This is a genomic window from Streptomyces sp. NPDC021080, from assembly GCF_044333225.1.
GTDB lineage: Bacteria > Actinomycetota > Actinomycetes > Streptomycetales > Streptomycetaceae > Streptomyces.
On the sequence record NZ_JBIRQM010000004.1, the window covers coordinates 185,698 to 202,822 of the forward strand.

The window sequence follows — 17,125 nt, forward strand, 5'->3', positions numbered from 1 at the left end:
CCGACGGCGCAACGCCAGACTCCGCGGGGAGGGGGTCGGCCTCGACTACAGGCCCTCGCCGCGGCAGCTAAGAAGAAGCAGCCCGAAACGCATGATGCTCCGCAGCGTAGCCGAGCCGCGCTCCGTGCGGAGGGCTGTATCAGTATGCGGGATCGCATGCCCCGAAAGGGACAAAAAGTGCGCTATACCACTTCCGGGCGAATCCCTCGGCCCGTTGTCTCCCCATTTCACCAATCATGGTTGCACGTAGTGACATGTGAATCACTCAGTGCAAGGGTGCCGGGCATGACGACCAACGGGGGCTTCGAGCCCGTCCACTGCACCATCGTTCCGCCCCACGTCCTCGACAAGCTCGCCCGGCACGAGGACCCCGCGCTCTCCGGTCCCGCCCGCCAGACCCTGGAGCGCGACGCGTACGAGCGCACCCACCGCCGGCTGACCACCGTCATCGGCGCGCCGGCCGTCGCCGCGCCCGCGGGGGCCGACGGCCGCGCGCCGCACCGCACGATCTACGACGCCCGCCACCGCCAGGACCTCCCCGGCAGGAAGGTCCGCGGCGAGGGCGACAAGCCCGGCAAGGACGCCACCGTCAACCGCGCCTACGCCGGCCTCGGCGCGACCTTCGACCTCTATCTGAACGTCTACGGACGCACCTCGATCAACGGCGAGGGCCTGCCGCTGGACGCCACCGTGCACTTCGACAAGGGCTACAACAACGCCTTCTGGAACGGCGAGCAGATGGTCTTCGGGGACGGCGACGGCGAGATCTTCCTCGACTTCACCATCCCGGTCGACGTCATCGGCCACGAGCTGACCCACGGCGTCACCCAGTACACGGCGAACCTCGCCTACTACGGCCAGTCGGGTGCCCTGAACGAGTCCATGTCGGACGTCTTCGGCTCGCTGATCAAGCAGTACGCGCTCGGCCAGACCGCCGCCGAGGCCGACTGGCTGATCGGCGCCGGGCTGCTCGCCCCACGGGTCACCGGCACCGCCCTGCGTTCCATGAAGGCGCCGGGCACCGCGTACGACGACGACGTGCTCGGCAAGGACCCGCAGCCCGGGACGATGGACGGCTACGTCTCCACCGGCCGGGACAACGGCGGCGTCCACCTCAACTCCGGCATCCCCAACCACGCCTTCTACCTCGCCGCCCAGGCCCTCGGCGGCCACGCGTGGGAGCGGGCCGGACAGATCTGGTACGACGTACTGACCGGCGGGGAACTGCCGGAGGAGGCCCTCTTCGCGGACTTCGCCCGGCTCACGCTCGCCGCGGCACGGACCCGGTACAACGAGGGGGAGGAACTGCAGGCGGTGACGAAGGCCTGGGAACAGGTCGGGGTGCCGTCCGCGTAGGCCCGGCGGAAAGCGCCGTAGCCGCGGGCGCCCGACTCGTACTAGACAGGACCCCATGCGTATCGAAGTGCGGCGTACGGGCGGTTTCGCGGGCATCGAGCGCCGTGCCGAGGTGGACACCTCGGCACGGCCCGACGCCCCCGAGTGGCACGCCCTGGCCGAACGGGCACTCGCCGCCGGCCACGGCACACCCCCGGCCGGCGTCCCGGACGGCTTCCACTACGAGATCACCGTGGACGGCAGGACGGTCCACGCCGCCGACCCGAGGCTCACGGAGGACCAGCGCGAGCTGATCTCCCGGGTGTTGAAGGAAGGGGCCTGAAGGAGAGGGCTGGAGGAGAGGCTCGCGGGAAGGCACTTGCGGGGGACGCCTGAAGGCGGGAGCCCGGCGGCGTGCCCGGCCGCCCGGCCGCGGGTTCACGCCGAACCGTTGACTTCCGTTACCGGCGGTACAGATGATCGCGCATGGCGACGAACCCTCTCCCGCAGTTCCCGTCCGGCTTCCTCTGGGGTGTGTCCACCTCGGCCCATCAGATCGAGGGGGCCGTGGACGAACGCGGTCCCTCGGTGTGGGACGCCTTCACGGCCGCGCCCGGACACGTCAAGGACGGCTCCACGGCGGCGGTGGCCTGCGACCACTTCCACCGCTACCCCGAGGACGTGGCGCTCCTCGCCGGCCTCGGCGTGGACGCGTACCGCTTCTCCGTGTCCTGGCCCCGGGTGAACTCCCCCGGCGGCCTCGACTTCTACGACCGCCTGGTCGACGCGCTGTGCGCGGCGGGCGTACGACCGGTGCCGACCCTCTTCCACTGGGACCTGCCGGCGGAGCTGGACTGGATGGACCGGGACACCGCCGAGCGGTTCGCCGAGTACACCTCCGTCGTCGCCGGCCGCCTCGGCGACCGCGTCAAGAAGTGGATCACTCTCAACGAACCCGCCGAGCACACCCTGCTCGGGCACGCGCTCGGCGCGCACGCCCCCGGCAGGCAGCTCATGTTCGACGCCCTGCCGGTGGCCCACCACCAGCTCCTCGCCCACGGTCTGGCCGTACGGGCCCTGCGCGCGGCCGGGGCGGGCGACATCGGGATCGCCAACTCGCACGGACCGACCTGGGCGGCCTCGGACCGCAGCGAGGACGTGGAGGCGGCCGACTTCTACGACCTCCTGCTCAACCGGCTCTTCGCCGACCCCGTCCTGCTGGGCCGCTACCCCGACGGCATCGCCGAACTGATGCCCGGTGACGTCGAGGCGGACCTGAAGATCATCGGCGAGCCGGTCGACTGGTACGGGATCAACTACTACCAGCCGACCAGGGTGGGCGCCCCCGAGGGAGCGGAGATCGAGTTCGGCGGACTGACCCTGCCCGCCGAACTGCCCTTCACCGTCAAGGAACTGGAGGGGTACCCGGTCACCGACTTCGGCTGGGCGGTGGTGCCCGAGGGGCTCACCGAGCTGCTCACCGGCTTCCGCGAGCGCTACGGCGACCGGCTCCCGCCCGTCGTCGTCACCGAGAACGGCTGCAGTTACGACGGCATCGACGACCAGGAGCGGATCGCCTTCCTGGACGGCCACATACGGGCGCTGCACCGGGCGTCGGAGCAGGGTGTCGACGTACGCGGCTACTTCGTCTGGTCGCTGATGGACAACTTCGAGTGGGCGGAGGGGTACGCGCGCAGGTTCGGCCTCGTGCACGTCGACTACGACACCCTGGAGCGGACCCCGAAGGCCTCGTACGCCTGGCTGCGGGACGCCCTGCGGGCGCAGAGATGACCGCCGCCGACGCGGTCGTCCCCGTGTCCGCCCTCGCCGAGCCCGTCGAGCGGGTGGGCCGGGGCTGGACCTCGGCGCTCTCGCTCGCCAACGGGGCGATCTGGGTGGGCTGGTACGGCCCCCTGCAGATCCTCCTCGCCTCCCAGGCTGAGGACTTCGCGCCCGGCTCCGGCATGTCCAAGGAGACGATGCTGGCCTGGGTGACGGGCGCGGGCGCGGTCGTCTCGCTGGTCGCCAACCCGCTCTTCGGCGCGCTGTCCGACCGGACGACGGCACGGTGGGGCCGCCGTACACCGTGGATCGTGGCCGGAGCGGCCGGCGGGGCGCTGTCCCTGCTGCTCCTGGCGGGAGCGGGTGGCGTGTGGACGATGGCGGCGGGCTGGTGCCTGGTCCAGCTGACCCTGAACGCCGCGTTCGCCGCGGTCACCGCGGCCGTGCCCGACCGGGTGCCCCGGCTCCAGCGCGGCAGCGTGGGCGGCTGGCTGGGCGCGGCGCAGATCCTCGGCGTGGTCGGCGGCACGGGGCTCGCGACGGTGGCCGGGGGCACCGGTGGCGGGTACGCGGCGTGCGCGGTGTTCACGCTGGTCGGCGTCCTGCCGTACGTCCTGCGCTTCGAGGACCTGCGGCTGCCCGAGTCGGCCCGGCCGCCCTGGTCGGGGCGGGCGTTCCTCGCCTCCTTCCGGCTGAGTCCGCGCGAACACCCCGACCTCGCGTGGGCCTGGCTGACCCGCTTCCTGATCAACCTCAGCAACGCCCTCGTGCTGCTGTACCTGCTCTACTACCTGCGGGACCGGCTCCACCTCGACGACCCCGAGCAGGGGGTTCTGGTCCTCACCGCGGTGAACGGGATCACGCTCCTCGCCACGGTCGTGGTGGGCGGGGTGTGGTCGGACCGGCTGGGGCGCCGCAAGCCGTTCGTGATCTGGTCCGGTGTCCTGATGGCGGTGGCCACCGCGGCGCTGGCCTGCTGGCAGACCTGGCCCGGCGCGATCGCCGCCGCGGCCGTCCTCGGCGTCGGCTTCGGCGTCTTCACCTCCGTCGACTTCGCCCTGATGACCGACGTCCTGCCGAAGGCCCTGGACCGCGGCAAGGACCTCGGCGTCATCAACATCGCCAACGCCCTTCCCCAGGTCGCGGCCCCGGTCCTGGCGGCCCCGGTCGTGACGTACCTGGGCGGCTACCGGGTCCTGTACCTGCTCGCGGCGGTGATCGGCCTGGCGGGGGCGGTGCTGGTGGTGCGGATCAAGGGGGTGGACTGAGGGCACCGGCCGCCCTCCCCGGCGGGCCCGCTTCCCGGGGGCCGACTTCGGCCACTTTTCACGACCGTTGCGGAAAGGGGCCCGCTTCCCTTGCAATCGTGAGGCGCCCGCGCCTCAATGGAACCGCACATTCCGACGGACCGTCAGATACGCCTCCGCACGGCGTCCCGCACCCCCGCACGCGGACGGTCCGCGTACACGTCTTCCCGCACCCTCACCGGCACGAAGGTGAGAAACCCGTGTGCCCGGACCAGGGCGGACGGCTCCGTCCCGACCATCCCCACATGGCAATTCCCCCACACGGGAAGGGATTTCGATGAGAGGCAAGCGACTCGCAACGGTCTCGGCGTTAGCCGCCGGCACCCTCGCCGCGACCGGACTGGCCTTCGCGCCGGCCGCCGCGGCCGTCACTCCCCAGACGGCCACCATCAACGCGACCTGCACCATCGGTGGCGGCGGTGCGGCCACCCTCACGGCCACGCAGGACGGCACGGCCGCGACCATCACCCTCAGCTCCACCGCCATCACGGCCCCGATCCCGATCGCCGCGAACTCGGTCACCTCGACCCTCTCCATGGTGAACGCGAGCGGCGGGACCACCGCCTTCAGCGGCAAGAAGAACCCCGCGATGGCCACCGGCAGCGGAGTCTCGGTGGGCCCCCTCGACGGCACCGTCGCCTCCGGCGACAGCCTGGAGTTCTACGGCGGCTCCCTGAAGATGACCATCTTCGGCATCACGATCACCTGTACGGCGGACACACCGCAGTCCCCGGGTCCGTTCGTCTTCGACTGACCCGCCGCGCCCTGACGTGAAGAGGGCCGGTGCCGCCCGCGCGCAGCGACACCGGCCCGGCCCCCCGGCGGCCCCGCGGTCCCCGGTCCGGCCGGCGACTCCGCCGCCCGCGAACCGCGCCGGTGACCATGACAGAAACTGATGGGCCATCAGTCAGTGCGCCGGGTCTCCATTGACTTCTCACACGACCGGCACATCAATGTCCCCCTGGCGGCGCAGACGAGCCGCTGCGCCCGCATCCCTCAGGAGGGGGGCAACACCCCATGTCAACCAAGGGTCCGACAACCCGAAGACGCCGCGTCGCGGCACTGCTCGGGGCAGCCGTACTCGCGCTCACCGTGGGAGGTGCGCTGGCCGCTCCGGCCGGAGCCGCACCCGTGAACGTGGACTTCGCCACGCACTGCATCCCGCCGGCGATCGCGGGCATCCCGCCGATCGACGGCACCACCACGGCGAAGATCACGGTCGACAACGCCAGTCCCAAGGTCGGCGACACGGTCACCGTGACCTACACGGTGGTCAGTCCCGCCGCCAGCAACCCCGTCGACCTCGCGCTGCCGGCCGACATCATGACCCCCACGGGCAAGGTCGCGCTGGGCGGGGCACAGACAGGAAGCGTCACCGTCGCCGGTCCCAAGAAGAACGACCCGGTGCCGGCCAAGGGCGCCTTCCCGTCGTTCAGCATGACCGGAACGTTCACCGTGACCGCGCCCGGCGCGATCACCCTGTCGCCCGGTGACTACAACATCCACACCAGCTACATCATGGAGCTGGACACCCCGTGCACGGTCACCAATCCGCCCGCCCCGGTGTCCGAGACGGTCACCGCGACCGGCGGACAGAGCAACACCCGGGCCATCCAGCTCGGTTCGGCCTCCGGGAACCCCGGTGACAGCGTGACCGTCACCGGCAGCGGCTTCACCCCGGGCGCGAGCGTCACCCTCGCCGGACGGTCCGGGGCCACCCAGACCGCCGACACGGCGACCGTGACCGCGAACGCCCAGGGCTCCATCAGCGGCTCGCTCGTCGTCAACGACAAGACGACGACCGGCGTGGTCGCGTACGAGGGAGGAAGCTGGAACGCGGACACCGGAGCGGGTCCGGCCGCGTACGTCGTCATCGACAACACGCCCGTCCCCGACGGCAGCCAGAAACTCACCACCACGGTGAAGGCGGGAACCCTGTCGATGACCCAGGCCGGGGACGCCGTCGCGCTGTCGGCGGTCGACTACGGCAAGGGCGGCGCCTCCACGGGCTCCCTGCAGACGGTGACGGTCAAGGACTTCCGCGGCGGGCCCGCGGGCTGGTCCCTGACCGGCAAGGTCACCGACTTCACCGGCCCCGGCGCGAAGATCGGCGCCGGCGCCCTGAGCTGGACCCCGGCCTGCGCGACCAAGGCCGGCAGCCCGAGCACCTGCCAGGCCGGCTCGTCCGGCACGGTGGGCACCTCGGGCGCGACCCTGGCGTCCACCCCCAACGGGACGCTCACCAGTGGTGAGTTCACCGTCGACGCCGGACTGTCGCTGAACGTACCGGAGTTCACGCCTCCCGGCTCCTACTCCGGTGTGCTCACGCTGACGCTCAGCTGACCGGTCCGCCACCCGACCGGTCTTCCGCACCCCGGTGGCCGGGCGCGCACCCGCCCGTCCACACAGGGGCTGTCACGACGACAGCCGCCCGTTCGCCGATGCCGTCCGCGGGGGTCCGCACCCATGCGCAAGCCGTACGCCCTCCTCCTGAGCGTGTTCCTGGTCCTGCCGGCCTTCCTGGCCCTCGTGGCCACGCCCTCGTACGCGGCCGACAACGGCAGCTGGTCGGTCTATCCCGTCTCCTCGCGCATCGCCGCGCGGCCCTACTTCTACCTCTCCGCCGACCCCGGCCAGACCCTCCGGGACAAGGTCACCGTCGCCAACAAGACCGGTGATCCGCTGACGTTCCGGCTGTACGCGGCCGACGCCTACAACACCGCACGCGACGGCGGTTTCGCCGTCCGCACCCTGGCCGAGAAGCAGCGCGGGGTGGGGGCGTGGGCCCGGCCGGCACGCTCCCGGATCACCGTGCCCGCGCACGGCGAGGTGACCGTGCCGTTCACGCTGCGGGTCCCCGAGCGGGCCGAACCCGGCGACCACCCGGGCGCGCTCGTGGCGCTCGACGAACGGATCGAGAAGGGCTCGGGCTCCCTCTCGGTGGGGGTGCGACGAGCCGTCGCCGCCCGGGTCTACCTCCGGGTAGGCGGCCCGACGGTCCCCGCCCTGGCCGTGGAGAAGGTCCGCCTCACCCACCACCAGCCGCTGGTCCCGGGCACGGGCTCCACCGTGGCGACCGTCTCGTACACGCTCCACAACACGGGCAACGTGACGCTGAACCCGAAGGTGCGGCTGAGGGCCGAGGGCCTCTTCGGGCGCACCCTGCTGTCCCGCGAGCTCACGGGCATTCCCTCGGAACTGCTGCCGGGCCAGCGGGTCCGGCTCACCGCCTCCTGGCACGGGTCGCCCCAGCTCGACCGGTGCGACGTGACGCTGACGGCCAGCGCGCCGGGGACGAAGGAGTCGGCGAGCGTGTCGTTCCTCGCGCTGCCGTGGCTCGTGGCCGTGCTGGCGGTGGCCGCGGCCACCGCGGTCGTGGTGACGCTCAGAGTGCGTCGGGCCCGCGTTCGCCCGTCCGTACCCGTACGACCGTCTCCACGGGTACGGACCACACCTTTCCGTCCCCGATCTTCCCGGTCTGCGCGGCCCTGACCACCGCGTCGATGACCGCGTCGGCCACCGCGTCCTCGACGACGACCTCGATCCGGACCTTGGGGACCAGGTCGACCTGGTACTCGGCGCCGCGGTACACCTCGGTGTGCCCGCGCTGGCGCCCGTACCCGCTGGCCTCGGTGACGGTCATCCCGTGCACACCGATCTCCCGCAGGGCGGTCTTGACCTCGTCGAGGCGGAAGGGCTTGACGATCGCGGTGATGAGTTTCATGCCTGGGGCTTGGCCTTCTGCGCGAGGGGAAGGGACGACGACACCGGGGCGCCGTGGCCCAGGACCCCGTGATCGTAGGCGCTCTCGGCGTGCACCGTAAGGTCCAGGCCGGTCCGCTCCTGCTCCTCGTCCGCGCGCAGCCCCATGAACCGGTCGATCGCGGTGCCGATGCCGTACGTGGCACCGAACGCGTACGCGCCGACGGCCAGGACGGCGACCAGCTGCCGACCGAGCTGACCGAGTCCTCCGCCGTACAGCAGCCCCTCGGCGCCGCCGGTCATCGTGTGGACGGCGAAGACGCCGATGAGCAGCGTGCCGATGATCCCGCCGACCAGATGGACACCGACGACGTCCAGCGAGTCGTCGTAGTTCAGCTTGAACTTCCATCCCACGGCGTACGAGCAGACGACACCGGCGGCGAGCCCGACGGCGAGCGCGCCCAGCAGGGACACCACCCCGCACGACGGGGTGATGGCCACCAGACCGGCCACGGCGCCCGAGGCGGCGCCCAGGGTCGTCGGGTGGCCGTCGCGGCGCTGCTCGACGAGGAGCCAGCCGAGCAGGCCGGTGCAGCCGGCGGCGAGGGTGTTGAGGAAGGCCGCGGCGGCCAGGCCGTTCGCGCCGAGGGCGGACCCGGCGTTGAAGCCGAACCAGCCGAACCACAGGAGACCGGCGCCGAGCACGACCATGGGGAGGTTGTGCGGCCGCATGGCGTCCTTCTTGAAGCCGAGGCGCGGTCCGAGCACCAGGCACAGCGCGAGCCCGGAGGCACCCGAGGCGATCTCGACCGGCATGCCGCCCGCGAAGTCGAGGGCGCCGAGACCGTCGTGGATCCAGCCACCCGGACCCCACACCCAGTGCGCGACGGGAACGTATACGAGCAGGGCCCAGACGGGCACGAACACGAGCCAGGCCCCGAACTTCGCCCGGTCGGCGACCGCCCCGCTGATCAGCGCGGCGGTGATGATCGCGAAGGTGAGCTGGAAGGTGGCGAAGAGCAGGGTGGGGACGCTCCCCTGCACGCTGTCCGGCCCGAGTCCGGCCATCCCGGCGTGCTCGAGACCGCCGACGAGCCCGCCGAACGCGTCCGGGCCGAAGGCGAGGGAGTAGCCGGCGGTCAGCCACACCACCGTGACCAGGGCGATCGAGACGAAGCTCATCATCAGCATGTTGAGCACGCTCTTCGCCCGGACCATGCCCCCGTAGAACAGGGCGAGGCCGGGGGTCATCAGGAGGACGAGCGCGGTGGCGGCGAGCAGCCAGGCGGTGTCGCCGGTGTCGATCCGGGAAGCGGCCAGGGTCACGGTCTCTCCAGCGGAGTGGGGGGGCACGGGGCGGGGGCGTCGTCAGAGCGTCGTCGGCGTGCGTTTCCGGTTGCGCACGCCGACGTTTCCGCCATGTTTCATTGCGCCGTGATTTCCGATTCCTCACCGGGGAGGCGGGCGGCGCGGGCCCCGGAACGCCCCGTGCGGCAGAACCGGAACGCTTGCTTCACGCGTACCGGGGCGGCCGCCCCGGGGCTGTCGAACACCTTGGTACGGCGGGCACCCGACGATCAGGGACAATGGGCGCCATGAGCGTTCGCAACCAGTCATCCGAGCCGTCCAAGGGCGGGGGCGCCTCCGGCGCCCTCGACGCGGTGGGGAACCACCGCGCCGGCTTCGCCTGTTTCGTGGGCCGCCCCAACGCGGGCAAGTCCACCCTCACGAACGCTCTGGTCGGCCAGAAGGTGGCGATCACCGCGAACCAGCCGCAGACCACGCGGCACACCGTGCGCGGCATCGTGCACCGGCCCGACGCGCAGCTGATCCTCGTCGACACCCCCGGCCTGCACAAACCGCGCACCCTGCTGGGCGAGCGGCTCAACGACATCGTCCGCACCACCTGGGCCGAGGTCGACGTGATCGGCTTCTGCCTGCCCGCGAACGAGAAGCTCGGCCCGGGTGACCGGTTCATCGCGAAGGAACTGGCGTCGATCAAGAAGACGCCGAAGATCGCGATCGTCACCAAGACCGACCTCGTCGACAGCAAGACCCTCGCCGAGCAGCTCATCGCGATCGACCAGCTCGGCCGGGAGCTCGGTTTCGAGTGGGCCGAGATCGTCCCGGTCTCCGCGGTCGGGGACAAGCAGGTGGGTCTGCTGGCCGACCTGATCGTCCCGCTGCTGCCGGAGGGGCCCGCCCTCTACCCCGAGGGCGACCTGACGGACGAGCCGGAGCAGGTCATGATCGCGGAGCTGATCCGCGAGGCCGCCCTGGAGGGCGTCCGGGACGAGCTTCCGCACTCCATCGCCGTCGTGGTCGAGGAGATGCTGCCGCGCGAGGACCGTCCCGCGGACAAGCCGCTCCTGGACATCCACGCCTTCGTCTACATCGAGCGCCCCAGCCAGAAGGGGATCATCATCGGCCCCAAGGGCAAGCGCCTGAAGGACGTCGGCATCAAGTCCCGCAAGCAGATCGAGGCCCTGCTGGGCACGCCGGTCTTCCTCGACCTGCACGTGAAGGTCGCCAAGGACTGGCAGCGCGACCCCCGGCAGCTGCGCAAGCTCGGCTTCTGAGCCGGTTCGGGCCTCGAGGACGGCCCGGTGTCGTCCGGGCCGTCCTTAATCTTCCGGCAGGAGGGGCTTCTCAGCCCGCGGTCACCGTCGTGTGCACGACGCCGTCGGGCCCGGCCAGCAGCACCGGCGTCCCGGGCCCGGCGAGATCCCGTACGGCCGCGCGGTCCGCGTCGCCGACGGCCTCCGCCTCGGACACCACGGCCGCCGCCTCCAGGGACTTCGCCCCGGACGCCACGGCCATCGCCACGGCCGTCCGCAGGGCGCTCAGCCGCAAGGACTCCAGCTCCACGGTCCCGGCGACGTACGTACGTCCCGTCTCGTCGCGTACGGCCGCGCCCTCGGGCACACCGTTGCGGGCCCGCGCGGAACGGGCCAGGGTGACGATCTTGCGGTCCTCGGGGTCGAGCGCGCTGCTGTCGGTCATGACCAGAGCATACGAAGTGCCGACGCCGTCCCCCGCCGAAGGGTCACCCGGCCACCGGGTACATCGAACCGCGGCGCCCCTCCGGCGAGGCGAGCCACTCCAGTTTCGCGGCCGTGTTCTCCTCCGGCAGCGGCGTGTGCAGCACGATCGTGAGGTCGGGCCGGACCGGCACCTTCATCGCGGTGGACTCGACGGCGAGCAGTCCCACCAGCGGATGGTCGAGCTCCTTGCGGATCTGCCCGGCGTCCTCGATGTCCCGCCGCTCCCACAGCTCAGCGAACTCGGTGCTCGCGTCGGTCAGTTCGGCCAGCAGCTCGCGGAACCCCTCGTCGTCCGGCGCGGCGGCGCACGAGGCCCTGAACTGGGCCACGACCGTACGGGCGTTGTGCTCCCAGGTACGTGAACGGCCCCGGTACAGCGGGTCGGTGAAGAAGTCGACGATGCAGTTCTGGGTGTTCTCCGGACGCATCCCGAGGACCACCGCGGCGGCGTCGTTGTACATGACGCAGTTGTAGTACGGGTCCATGATGTGCGCCGGATACGGCATCCACGTGTCGATCAGCCGCCGCAGCCCGTCGCACATGTCCCGGTTCCCGGGGGCGACTTCGGGCGCGGGCGGGTTCAGCCCGGCCAGCGTGTACAGATGGCGCCGCTCGGTGTTGCTGAGCCTGAGCACCCGGGCGACGGAGTCGAGGACCTGCGGCGACACGGAGATGTCCCGCCCCTGTTCCAGCCACTGGTACCAGGAGGCGCCCACACCCGCGAGGACGGCGACCTCCTCGCGGCGCAGCCCCGGAGTGCGGCGGCGGGCACCGCCGTCCGGGAGCCCGGCCTCGGCCGGTGACACCCGCGCCCTGCGGCTCATCAGGAACTCACGCAGTTCCGGGCGTCGTTGGGTCTTCGGCGCCTCGACCGTCACGTGTCTCCCCCTTCGGTGACTGGTGGTGCGGCCACCAGCATAAGTTCCGGCTCCCCACGGATATTCCGGCCGCCGCACGCTCTTGCCATGACCGCGAACACGACCACCGAGTCCGCCACCCGCACCCCCGGCGACGGCACGCCGGGCATCGATCCGTCCACCACGAACGGCCCCCGGGCCGACACCTCCACAGCCCGTCCCGGCCGGTCCGCCCGCCCTGAGGACGGCCGGCCACCGCGCCCCGACCGGCTGTCCCGGCGCGACGCACTCGTGCTCTTCGTGCTGTGCGCCGCCCAGTTCATGGTCGCGCTCGACTTCTCCGTCCTGAACGTGGCGCTGCCCGTGCTCGGCCGCGACCTGGGCATGAGCCCGTCCGCGCTCCAGTGGGCGGTCACCGCCTTCGCGCTGCCCTCCGGCGGCTTCCTGCTCCTCTTCGGCCGCATCGGCGACCTGTTCGGCCGCCGGGGGCTCTTCCTCACCGGACTGACCCTGTTCGGGGCGGCCTCGCTGCTGGCGACCCTCGCCTGGGACCCGGCGTCGTTCCTGGCCGGACGGGCCCTGCAGGGGCTCGCCGCGGCGGCGATCGTGCCGACCGGCATGTCGCTGCTGACCACGACCTTCCCGGAGGGTCCCGCACGTGACCGCGCGCTCGGCATCTCCGGCACGCTCCTGTCGCTCGGCTTCACGATCGGCATGGTGGCGGGCGGTGTCCTGACCGACGTGCTGGGCTGGCGTTCGACGATGGGCCTGCTGTCACTGTTCGCGCTGGTCGTGCTGCCGCTCGCGATCGGTCTGCTGCCCACGTCCCGGGCGCGGCACGCCGGCGCGGACACGGCCGGTGCGAAGGGCCGCCCCCGCCTGGACGTCCCCGGCGCGGTCACCGTCACCAGTGGTCTGCTGGCTCTGATCTACGCCCTGTCGACGGCGGCCGAGCGCGGTTTCGGCGGCGCGGACGTCGTCACGACGCTCGCCCTGGGCGTGCTGCTGCTCGGCGCCTTCGTCCGGATCGAGTCCCGCGCCGACGCCCCGCTCGTCAGCCTGAAGATGCTGCGCCGCCCCACGGTGGCGTGGGGCAACCTCGGCGGCCTGGTCACCTTCTCGATGATGTCGACGGTCGTCTTCGTCCTGACCCTCTACCTCCAGGAGACGCTCGGTCTCTCCGCCTTCGAGACGGGTCTGGTCTTCGGCGTGCAGGGCGCGCTGTCGGCCGTCGCCGGGATGTACGCCCCGAAGGTCATCGGCCGCTTCGGCGCCCGGCGCACGCTGGCCGCCTCGTTGACGGGCCAGGGCCTGTTCGTGGCCGGGATGCTGCTGCTGAACGCGCACACCTGGTCCGTCTGGATCGCCGCCGCCGGGGTGTCCCTGGCCAGCATGTTCCACCTGGGCGCGATCATCTCGTACGGCCTCACCGTCACCTCGGGCGTCCCCGACGAGGAGCAGGGTCTGGCCACCGGTCTGGTGACCTCGACCCAGCAGGTGGGCATCACCGTCGGCATCCCGCTCCTCGGGGTCCTCGCGACCACGTCGGGCGACCTGCTGAGCGGCGTCCGCACGGTGCTCGGTCTGGACGCGGCGATCGTGCTCGCGGCGGCGGCGCTGGTCGCCGTCGGACTCGGGCGGCGGGGCACGGCGCGCACCAGCTGAGGGCGGCGCCGGGCGGCCGGCGGGTCAGGGGCGGTCGGCCCCGGTCAGGGGCGGTCGAGGCGCAGGCGCTCGGCGCGCGGCAGACCGGCCACGACGAGATCGTAGGAATCCTCGACCAGCTCCCGGACCAGGCGGTCCGGGAGTCCGCCGTCCACGGTCACCGTGTTCCAGTGCCGCTTGTTCATGTGATAGCCGGGGACGATCAGCCCCGGGTGCTGCTCGCGCAGCCGGATCGCGTCCTGCGGGTCGCACTTCAGGTTGACCGTGAGCGGGCGTCCGTCCAGGTTCGTCAGCGCGAAGAGCTTGCCCAGCACCTTGAAGACCGAGGTCTCGGGGTTGAAGGGGAAGTCCTCGACGGCCGCGTTGAAGGACAGGCAGAACGCGCGCAGCTGCTGCGGGGTCACGCTGGCTTCTCCTCCTGCGGGGAGCCCGTCGGGCCGACCGGCTCGACCAGCACCGTGACGATCTTGTTCCGGCGTCCGGCGGCGGCCTCCGCGGTGAGCCGCAGCTCGCGCCCGTCGGGCAGTTCGACCGCCGAGGAGGCACCGGCGATGGGGACCCGTCCCAGCGCCTTGGCGAGCAGCCCGCCGACGGTCTCCACGTCCTCGTCGTCGTAGGCCTCGAAGCCGTACAGCTCGCCGAGGTCGCCGATGTCGAGACGGGCGGTCACCCGGAAGCGGTCGTCGCCGAGTTCCTGGACGGGCGGCAGCTCGCGGTCGTACTCGTCGGTGATCTCGCCGACGATCTCCTCGAGGATGTCCTCGATGGTGACGATGCCGGCCGTGCCGCCGTACTCGTCGATGACGACGGCGACGTGATTGCGCTCCTGCTGCATCTCGCGCAGCAGATCGCCGGCGTTCTTGGTGTCGGGCACGAACGCGGCCGGCCGCATGGCCGTGGAGACGAGCTCCGACTCGGCGTCGCGGCTGATGTGCGTCTTGCGGGCCAGATCCTTGAGGTAGACGATCCCGACGATGTCGTCCTCGTTCTCGCCGGTCACGGGTATGCGCGAGAAGCCGGAGCGCAGGGCCAGGGTGAGGGCCTGCCGGATGGTCTTGTAGCGCTCGATGACGACGAGGTCGGTGCGGGGCACCATGACCTCGCGCACGAGGGTGTCGCCGAGTTCGAAGACGGAGTGCACCATGCGGCGCTCCTCGTCCTCGATGAGCGACTCCTTCTCGGCGAGGTCGACCATCGCCCGCAGTTCGGCCTCGGAGGCGAACGGGCCGCGCCGGAAGCCCTTGCCGGGGGTGAGCGCGTTGCCGATGAGGATCAGCAGCGGCGGGATCGGGCCCATGATCCGGGCCAGCGGCAGCAGGACGTACGCCGCCGCGGTCGCGGTGTTCAGCGGGTGCTGGCGGCCGATGGTGCGCGGCGAGACACCGACCGCGACGTACGACACGAGGACCATGACGGCGATCGCGACCGCGAGGGCCTGCCAGGTCTTGTCGAACTCCTTCAGGCAGGCGTAGACGACGAGCGCGGCGGCCGCCATCTCGCAGACCACGCGGACCAGCAGCGCCACGTTCAGATAGCGCGTCGGGTCCGCGGTGACCTGCGCGAGCTTCGCGCTGCCGCGCCGGCCGCCGCGGACCGCCTCCTCGGCGCGGAAGCTGGAGACGCGCGCGAGGCCCGCCTCCGCGCAGGCGGCGAGCCAGGCGACGACGACCAGAACGATGGCACCGACGACGAGCTGTGGACTCATGACACGGTCGGGGCCGGAGACGGACCCGTGATGCCCTTCTCCGCACGCCAGCCGTCCACGATGGCGGCCTGCAGGCCGAACATCTCGGCCTTCTCGTCGGCTTCCTCGTGGTCGTAGCCGAGGAGGTGCAGCACACCGTGGACGGTGAGGAGCTGGAGCTCCTCGTCCATGGAGTGCTGCGTCGGAGCGTCCTTGCCCTGCTGCTCGGCGACCTCGGGGCAGAGCACGATGTCGCCGAGCAGACCCTGCGGCGGCTCGTCGTCGTCCTTGGACGGCGGACGCAGCTCGTCCATCGGGAAGGACATGACGTCCGTGGGGCCCGGCAGGTCCATCCACTGGATGTGGAGCTGCTCCATGGCGTCGGTGTCCACGACGATCACCGAGAGCTCGGAGAGCGGGTGGATGCGCATCCGTGCGAGCGCGTAGCGGGCGATGTCGAGGATCGCCTGCTCGTCGACCTCGGTTCCGGACTCGTTGTTGACGTCGATCGACATGGCGGTGCTGGTCTACTTCCCTTTGTGGCCCCGGCTCTTGTGGGAGCCGTTCTCGGTGCCGTTCTCGCTGTCGTACTTCTCGTACGCGTCGACGATACGGCCGACCAGCTTGTGCCGGACGACATCCTGGGACGTGAGCCGCGAGAAGTGGACGTCCTCGACACCCTCCAGGATGTCCTGGACCTGCCGCAGACCCGACTTCGTACCGCTCGGGAGGTCGACCTGCGTCACGTCACCCGTGATGACGATCTTCGATTCGAAGCCGAGCCGGGTGAGGAACATCTTCATCTGTTCGGGGCTCGTGTTCTGGGCCTCGTCCAGGATGATGAAGGCGTCGTTCAGGGTCCGGCCGCGCATGTACGCCAGCGGCGCGACCTCGATCGTGCCCGCCGCCATCAGGCGCGGGATCGAGTCCGGGTCGAGCATGTCGTGCAGCGCGTCGTAGAGCGGGCGCAGATAGGGATCGATCTTCTCGTAGAGCGTGCCGGGCAGGAAGCCCAGACGCTCGCCGGCCTCGACCGCCGGGCGGGTCAGGATGATCCGGTTGACCTGCTTGGACTGGAGCGCCTGGACGGCCTTCGCCATGGCGAGGTACGTCTTGCCGGTACCGGCGGGGCCGATGCCGAAGACGACGGTGTGCTTGTCGATGGCGTCGACGTAGCGCTTCTGGTTGAGCGTCTTGGGGCGGATGGTGCGGCCTCGCGAGGACAGGATGTTCTGCGTGAGCACCTCGGCCGGAGTCTCCTGGCCGTCGCCCTCCCCGTTCCCGCTCGCCCTGAGCATGGCGATCGAGCGTTCCACTGCGTCCTCCGTCATGGGCTGCCCCGTGCGGAGCACCAGCATCATCTCGTCGAACAGTCGCTGGACGAGCGCGACTTCACCGGCGTCGCCCACCGCGCTGATCTCGTTTCCCCGGACGTGGATGTCGGCCGCCGGGAAGGCCTTCTCGATCACGCGCAGCAGGGCGTCTCCGGAACCGAGAACGGTCACCATGGGGTGCTTGGCCGGGACGGTGAAGTGCGCGTGCGCCTGCCCCTGGACGGGGCCGTGAGCTGTGGGTGTCTGAGTCATGGGCCGGCTCTGTAGGCCTGCGTATCCTCCTCGGTCGGCACGCTTGCCACACGGGCAGCCTTGCGGTTCCCAGCGTACGTCGCGGTGCTCACGGAGCCGTAGGGCTTTTCCCGCGGTGACGAGGTCGTGACCTGAGGGCACGCCGGGGACGCCTCGCGGACAT

17 protein-coding genes are annotated in these 17,125 nt (G+C 71.3%); 9 read left to right on the forward strand and 8 right to left on the reverse strand.

Annotated features, from left to right (window positions below; translation table 11 throughout):
- Positions 1-285: 285 nt before the first annotated feature.
- The 7 genes from ACH4S8_RS11575 to ACH4S8_RS11605 all read left to right on the forward strand — a co-directional run bounded on the left by ACH4S8_RS11575 (position 286) and on the right by ACH4S8_RS11605 (position 7,916).
- A complete protein-coding gene (locus ACH4S8_RS11575) occupies positions 286-1,356 on the forward strand; it encodes a M4 family metallopeptidase (protein ID WP_398392519.1) in 1,071 nt (356 codons plus the stop codon).
- A 55-nt stretch (positions 1,357-1,411) separates the two neighbouring features.
- Positions 1,412-1,678: a protealysin inhibitor emfourin gene (locus tag ACH4S8_RS11580; RefSeq protein ID WP_398392520.1), complete on the forward strand. Its 267-nt coding sequence runs from the start codon at positions 1,412-1,414 to the stop codon at positions 1,676-1,678.
- A gap of 143 nt (positions 1,679-1,821) precedes the next feature.
- Positions 1,822-3,126 (forward strand): GH1 family beta-glucosidase, encoded by a 1,305-nt coding sequence (locus ACH4S8_RS11585; protein WP_398392521.1) that lies wholly within the window; start codon positions 1,822-1,824, stop codon positions 3,124-3,126.
- Positions 3,123-4,385: an MFS transporter gene (locus ACH4S8_RS11590; RefSeq protein ID WP_398392522.1), complete on the forward strand. Its 1,263-nt coding sequence runs from the start codon at positions 3,123-3,125 to the stop codon at positions 4,383-4,385. The genes ACH4S8_RS11585 and ACH4S8_RS11590 overlap by 4 nt, the downstream gene beginning before the upstream one ends.
- A 316-nt stretch (positions 4,386-4,701) precedes the next feature.
- The gene (locus ACH4S8_RS11595) at positions 4,702-5,178 is read left to right on the forward strand and encodes a hypothetical protein (protein ID WP_398392523.1); all 477 of its coding nucleotides are present in this window, start codon (positions 4,702-4,704) and stop codon (positions 5,176-5,178) included.
- Between the two features lie 263 nt (positions 5,179-5,441).
- Positions 5,442-6,767 (forward strand): beta-xylosidase, encoded by a 1,326-nt coding sequence (locus ACH4S8_RS11600; RefSeq protein ID WP_398392524.1) that lies wholly within the window; start codon positions 5,442-5,444, stop codon positions 6,765-6,767.
- A gap of 123 nt (positions 6,768-6,890) precedes the next feature.
- A complete protein-coding gene (locus ACH4S8_RS11605; RefSeq protein WP_398392525.1) occupies positions 6,891-7,916 on the forward strand; it encodes a WxL protein peptidoglycan domain-containing protein in 1,026 nt (341 codons plus the stop codon).
- Here ACH4S8_RS11605 and ACH4S8_RS11610 read toward each other — a convergent pair.
- Both ACH4S8_RS11610 and ACH4S8_RS11615 read right to left on the reverse strand, forming a co-directional pair.
- Positions 7,810-8,148: a P-II family nitrogen regulator gene (locus ACH4S8_RS11610; RefSeq protein WP_398392526.1), complete on the reverse strand. Its 339-nt coding sequence runs from the start codon at positions 8,146-8,148 to the stop codon at positions 7,810-7,812. The two genes, ACH4S8_RS11605 and ACH4S8_RS11610, sit on opposite strands and share 107 nt — an antisense overlap.
- Positions 8,145-9,452, reverse strand: a complete 1,308-nt coding sequence (locus ACH4S8_RS11615) for an ammonium transporter (protein WP_398392527.1) — start codon at positions 9,450-9,452, stop codon at positions 8,145-8,147. Before ACH4S8_RS11615 ends, ACH4S8_RS11610 begins: the two co-directional genes overlap by 4 nt.
- A 260-nt stretch (positions 9,453-9,712) precedes the next feature.
- Here ACH4S8_RS11615 and era point away from each other — a divergent pair, with 260 nt between their 5' ends.
- Positions 9,713-10,705: a GTPase Era gene (gene era / locus ACH4S8_RS11620; RefSeq protein WP_398392528.1), complete on the forward strand. Its 993-nt coding sequence runs from the start codon at positions 9,713-9,715 to the stop codon at positions 10,703-10,705.
- Positions 10,706-10,775: 70 nt separating this feature from the next.
- On the opposite strand, the gene ACH4S8_RS11625 is transcribed toward era, so the two are convergent.
- Together ACH4S8_RS11625 and ACH4S8_RS11630 are read right to left on the reverse strand one after the other, a co-directional pair.
- Positions 10,776-11,129: a cytidine deaminase gene (locus ACH4S8_RS11625; protein ID WP_398392529.1), complete on the reverse strand. Its 354-nt coding sequence runs from the start codon at positions 11,127-11,129 to the stop codon at positions 10,776-10,778.
- Between the two features lie 43 nt (positions 11,130-11,172).
- Positions 11,173-11,994: a helix-turn-helix transcriptional regulator gene (locus tag ACH4S8_RS11630; RefSeq protein WP_398393157.1), complete on the reverse strand. Its 822-nt coding sequence runs from the start codon at positions 11,992-11,994 to the stop codon at positions 11,173-11,175.
- Positions 11,995-12,135: 141 nt separating this feature from the next.
- Between ACH4S8_RS11630 and ACH4S8_RS11635 the strand changes: the two genes are divergently transcribed.
- Positions 12,136-13,692, forward strand: coding sequence for an MFS transporter (locus ACH4S8_RS11635; protein ID WP_398392530.1), 1,557 nt, complete (start codon positions 12,136-12,138; stop codon positions 13,690-13,692).
- A 44-nt stretch (positions 13,693-13,736) separates the two neighbouring features.
- On the opposite strand, the gene ACH4S8_RS11640 is transcribed toward ACH4S8_RS11635, so the two are convergent.
- Genes ACH4S8_RS11640 through ACH4S8_RS11655 form a run of 4 tightly spaced genes read right to left on the reverse strand, consistent with a single transcriptional unit; the run spans position 13,737 to position 16,962 of the window.
- Positions 13,737-14,096: an MmcQ/YjbR family DNA-binding protein gene (locus tag ACH4S8_RS11640; RefSeq protein ID WP_398392531.1), complete on the reverse strand. Its 360-nt coding sequence runs from the start codon at positions 14,094-14,096 to the stop codon at positions 13,737-13,739.
- Complete coding sequence (locus ACH4S8_RS11645; protein ID WP_398392532.1) at positions 14,093-15,397, reverse strand: hemolysin family protein; 1,305 nt, start codon at positions 15,395-15,397, stop codon at positions 14,093-14,095. The genes ACH4S8_RS11640 and ACH4S8_RS11645 overlap by 4 nt, the downstream gene beginning before the upstream one ends.
- On the reverse strand, positions 15,394-15,891 hold the full coding sequence (gene ybeY / locus ACH4S8_RS11650; RefSeq protein WP_326787904.1) for an rRNA maturation RNase YbeY: 498 nt from the start codon (positions 15,889-15,891) through the stop codon (positions 15,394-15,396). Before ybeY ends, ACH4S8_RS11645 begins: the two co-directional genes overlap by 4 nt.
- Before the next feature lie 12 nt (positions 15,892-15,903).
- A complete protein-coding gene (locus ACH4S8_RS11655; RefSeq protein WP_398392533.1) occupies positions 15,904-16,962 on the reverse strand; it encodes a PhoH family protein in 1,059 nt (352 codons plus the stop codon).
- Between the last annotated feature and the right edge of the window lie 163 nt (positions 16,963-17,125).